Origin of the sequence: Nguyenibacter vanlangensis, assembly GCF_013376155.1 — a bacterium.
GTDB classification, from domain to species: Bacteria; Pseudomonadota; Alphaproteobacteria; order Acetobacterales; family Acetobacteraceae; genus Gluconacetobacter; species Gluconacetobacter vanlangensis.
Window position 1 is genome coordinate 1 of the sequence record NZ_JABXXP010000226.1, and the last position, 4,451, is coordinate 4,451.

The 4,451-nt window shown below is 65.3% G+C and carries 4 protein-coding genes; 3 read left to right on the forward strand and 1 reads right to left on the reverse strand.

Annotated elements, in window-relative coordinates; all coding sequences use genetic code 11:
* Positions 1-652, forward strand: a 652-nt coding sequence (locus tag HUK84_RS11230) for a major royal jelly family protein (protein ID WP_246285623.1), incomplete at its 5' end; no start/stop codon positions are given.
* A gap of 255 nt (positions 653-907) precedes the next feature.
* Here the strand turns inward: HUK84_RS11230 and HUK84_RS11235 are convergent.
* Positions 908-1,468 (reverse strand): phosphotransferase-like protein, encoded by a 561-nt coding sequence (locus HUK84_RS11235; protein WP_176640375.1) that lies wholly within the window; start codon positions 1,466-1,468, stop codon positions 908-910.
* Positions 1,469-1,794: 326 nt separating this feature from the next.
* On the opposite strand from HUK84_RS11235, the gene thrC reads away from it, so the two are divergent.
* Both thrC and HUK84_RS11245 read left to right on the forward strand, forming a co-directional pair.
* Positions 1,795-3,192 carry a threonine synthase gene (gene thrC, locus HUK84_RS11240; RefSeq protein WP_176640376.1) on the forward strand — a complete coding sequence of 466 codons (1,398 nt, stop codon included), beginning with the start codon at positions 1,795-1,797 and terminating at the stop codon, positions 3,190-3,192.
* 63 nt (positions 3,193-3,255) lie between these two features.
* Positions 3,256-4,451, forward strand: a 1,196-nt coding sequence (locus HUK84_RS11245; RefSeq protein ID WP_176640377.1) for a M16 family metallopeptidase, incomplete at its 3' end; no start/stop codon positions are given.

Genomic DNA, 4,451 nt, shown 5'->3' on the forward strand with positions numbered 1-4,451 from the left:
CAGCCATCCGGCGGGCGTGCGCATCGCCCGCGGCCACGGCTTCGTCGGCGATTCGGGCGTCGCCGGGCTGATCGTGATCGACCTTGGCGACGGGCCGGGCCATGGCGGGCAGCGCCGCCTGCTGGACCATCACCCGTCCTTGACGGCGCAGCGGCCGATCATGACCGGCGGACGCGTGCTGCGGGGGGCGAACGGCCATGTCGCGGCCGTGAACGTGAACCATCTGGAAGTCAGCCCCGACGGTCAGTGGCTGTATTACCAGCCTCTGTGCGGGCCGCTCTACCGGATCGGCACCGACCTGCTGACCGATACCAGCGTCACCGGGGTCGAACTGGATGACGGAGCGACGCTTTGGTACAACACGCCGCCACTGGGCGGGATGACGGTGGACCGCGATGGCACGCTGTATTTCGACGACGTGTCCACCGGCAGCATTTTCCGCTTCACCGCCGGGCGGATCTATCAGCGGATCGTCGTCGACCCGCGCCTGCGCTGGCCGGCCGAGCCCTATGTTACACCGGGGGGCCAGCTTTACGTCCCCGTGGCCCAACTGGACCGCACGCCGCGATTCGATGACGGGCGGGCCGAAGTGCGATGGCCGCTGGACCTGTATCGCGTCGATGTCGGGGCGCTGCCGCCGCCGAAATACTGAACCGCGCGGTTCAGTCATATCCATGGGCGGAATCGCTGACCGTCCTGCGGTCTCTTTTTCGGGGCTTTGCCCCGAGCCCCACCAAAGGCGTTGCTTTTGGAAACCGATTATTTATCAAAGGTATGGGGCAAGGAGGCTGCGCCCTCTCGTGGGTTGAAGGCAGCCAGGCGCCCCCATAAACGCGAATTCAAGCGACCTGCGAGTCCGACTCGTTGCGGTTTTGAGACATGTTAGTGACTGGCTGGTCTCGGGGTTTCATCTTCCAGAGCGCCATCTCCGTTCCGACTCCATTACGATTAAATCGACGCAGTTGCCTGTCGATGCCGATGTCGTATCTACGACCATGTCATACTCGATCCCTGCGTGAACGCTTTCCGCCTGTAGACGCGCCATCCCTTTTTGTCGGTCGCCCCGCGCAAGCTCGCGCTGTTCTGCAACATTTGGCAGGCACATCACCCCGACCCACAAGATGTCCAAGCCACGGAGGTTTTCTTTCCACCGTTGTTGGGCTGTCGGACCGCTGATGAATACGTCCTCCAGAATAAGGCCGACCTGACGTTGAGCGACAGCCTGGAGGCCGCACATCCACGCCTGCTCGTATGCCCGGAAAGCCCCGCCGACATCGACTTTTCCTGAAGGAGAAATCGCCAGTCCATCGCCATCGTTAAGATCGCGGTATGGCATCGCCTGTATGAGGTCGTCGATCCCGAAAGATAGCCACCTACCCTTCAAGCGTTCTTTCAGCAGGCGAGCGATGGAAGACTTTCCCGAACTCGAGCCTCCATTTAAAACTATGGCCCTAGATTGTGCGCTCAACTTTCGTCTCCGTCGATTCAGTCGCTCAGCACGCAAAGCGGATTAGAGAGATCTTTAGTCAATCGAGCCCCATTTCCCACGTTCGTGGAAAGCCCCAAAATACCACCTGTAAACGGGACTCCGTCCGCGATGTCTTAAATGGCCATGAATGCTCCTCCAGTGCTGACGTAGTCTCGCCAGACGCACGGAGAGTTCCGCGCCCCTCAACTCGGGCCAGGTCCCGCGGCCGATCCGTTCGCAAGACCCGCCATCGCCCCGATGCGATAGCCGCGCGGGGGTGAACGCGCCCCCTTCGCGGCGGGTCGGCTTGGCGGTATGATCGCGCCATGCGTTACGTCTCTACCCGGGGTCAGGCCCCTGTCCGCGATTTTTCCGAGGTCCTGCTGGCCGGCCTTGCCGAGGATGGCGGGCTGTATCTGCCCGAGACCTGGCCTGTCCTGAGCGCCGATGACTGGCGCGCGCTGCGCGGCCTGTCCTATCCCGAACTGGCGGCGCGGATCATCGGGCCCTTCGCCGCCGGCAGCATCGCCCCCGAGACGGTGCGGCGCCTGTGCCATGAGGCCTATGCCGGGTTCGACCATGCGGCGATCGTGCCGCTGGTGCAGGTGGAAGACGGGCTGTTCGTCCAGGAACTGTTCCACGGGCCGACCCTGGCCTTCAAGGACATGGCGATGCAGTTGCTGGGCCGGCTGTTCGACCATGTGCTGGCCGAACGGGACGCGCACGTGACCATCGTGGGCGCGACCTCGGGCGATACGGGGTCGGCGGCGATCGAGGCGTGCCGGGGCCGTACCCGGGTCAAGACCGTCATCCTGCACCCCGAGGGCCGCACCTCGGACGTGCAGCGGCGGCAGATGACCACCGTGCTGGAACCCAACGTGACCAACCTGGCGGTGCAGGGTACGTTCGACGACTGCCAGGACCTGGTGAAGGCGATGTTCGCCGACGCCCCCTTCCGGCAGGAGATGCGCCTGTCGGCTGTCAATTCCATCAACTGGGCCCGCATCGCGGCGCAGATTCCGTACTATGTTTATGCCGCGCTGGCCCTGGGCGCACCGGACCGCGCGGTCGCCTTTGCGGTGCCGACCGGCAATTTCGGCAACATCCTGGCCGCCTGGACGGCGCGGCGCATGGGGCTGCCGGTGCGGGCGCTGTGCGTGGGGTCGAACCGCAACGACATCCTGACCCGCTTCCTGCGCGGCAACGACATGAGCGTGCAGGGCGTGGTCCCCAGCCTGTCGCCGTCGATGGACATCCAGGTTTCGTCGAATTTCGAGCGGCTGCTGTTCGAGCTGCTGGACCGGGACGCCGCGTCCTGCGCACGGATCATGACCGATTTCCGCCGAACCGGCCGCATGGCGGTGCCCGACGCGACCTGGCGGCGGGCCGCCGAGCTGTTCCATGCCCTGGCCCTTGACGACGAGGCCACGAAGACCGAAATCCGCAAGCTGTATGCGCAAAGCGGCTACCTGGCCGACCCGCACAGCGCCATCGGGATCGCCGCCGGGCGGATGTTCCGCGAACCGGGCATTCCGATGGTGGCGATGGCGACCGCCCACCCGGCCAAGTTTCCCGACGCGATGGAGGCCGCCATCGGGATTCGCCCCGCCCTGCCGCCGCGGCTGGCGGATCTATTCGACCGGCCCGAACGTTACGAGGTGGTGGCCGCCCGGCTGGACGCGGTCGAAGACCGGGTGCGGGCCGCGGTGCTGAAGAACGCCTGAGCGATTTTTTTTCCATGACCCGGACGTCCGGCCCCGCCGGCCGGACCGTCACGCAGGACCCTGATGACAGAGCAGATCAACGTCACCCGCCTCCCTTCCGGCCTGACGGTCGTTACCGAACATATGGAACGCGTGGAGACCGTATCCTTCGGCGCCTATGTGGCCGCCGGCACGTGCCATGAGCACGCCGCGGAGAACGGCGTCTCGCACTTCCTGGAGCATATGGCCTTCAAGGGGACGGACAGCCGCAGCGCCGCCGGGATCGCCGAGGAGATCGAGAATGTGGGCGGGCACATCAACGCCTATACCGCGCGCGAGCACACGGCCTATTACGTCAAGCTGCTGAAGGAAGACCTGAAGCTGGGGGTCGACATCATCGGCGATATCCTGACCCACAGCACCTTCGCCCCCGACGAGGTCGAGCGCGAGCGCGGGGTCATCCTGCAGGAGATCGGCCAGGCGAACGACACGCCCGACGACATCATCTTCGACCATTTCCAGGAAACCGCGTTTCCCGGCCAGCCGATGGGCCGCCCGACCCTGGGCACCGAGCCCCTGATCCGCGAGATGAGCCGCGAGACGCTGATGCGCTATATGCGCACCCATTACACCACCGCGAACACGGTGATCGCGGCAGCGGGCAACCTGGCGCATGACGACGTGGTGGCGCTGGTCCAGCGGCATTTCGCCGACCTGCCGGCGCAGGCGGGTTCGGCCTCGTTCGAATCCCGCTATCTGGGCGGGGAATTCCGCAAGGAGAAGGACCTGGACCAGGCCCATGTGGTGCTGGGCTTTCCGTCCGTCGGCTATGGCGATCCGGATTATTATCCGGTCCTGCTGCTGTCGACCCTGCTGGGGGGCGGCATGTCGTCGCGCCTGTTCCAGGAGATCCGCGAGAAGCGGGGGCTGGTCTATTCGGTCTATTCGTTCAACGCGCCGTTCCGCGACGGCGGGCTGTTCGGGATCTATGCCGGCACGGGTGGCGACCAGATCGAGGAACTGGTTCCCGTGACCCTGGAGGAACTGCGCAAGGTGCAGACCCGCATTGGTCAGGATGAGCTGAACCGGGCGCGGGCGCAGTTGAAGTCCTCGCTGCTGATGTCGCTGGAAAGCACCGGCAGCCGCTGCGAGCAACTGGCCCGGCAATTGCAGATATTCGGCCGGCTGATCCCGACCGCCGAGACCGTGGCGCGGATCGACGCGGTGGGCATCGGCGACGTGCAGCGCGTGGCCGCGCGGCTGTTCCGTGGCCGGCCGAC

Bases quoted from the DNA above. Each gene is read 5' to 3' on its own strand.
- thrC (WP_176640376.1), top strand. From the start codon at position 1,795: ATGCGTTACGTCTCTACCCGGGGTCAGGCCCCTGTCCGCGATTTTTCC.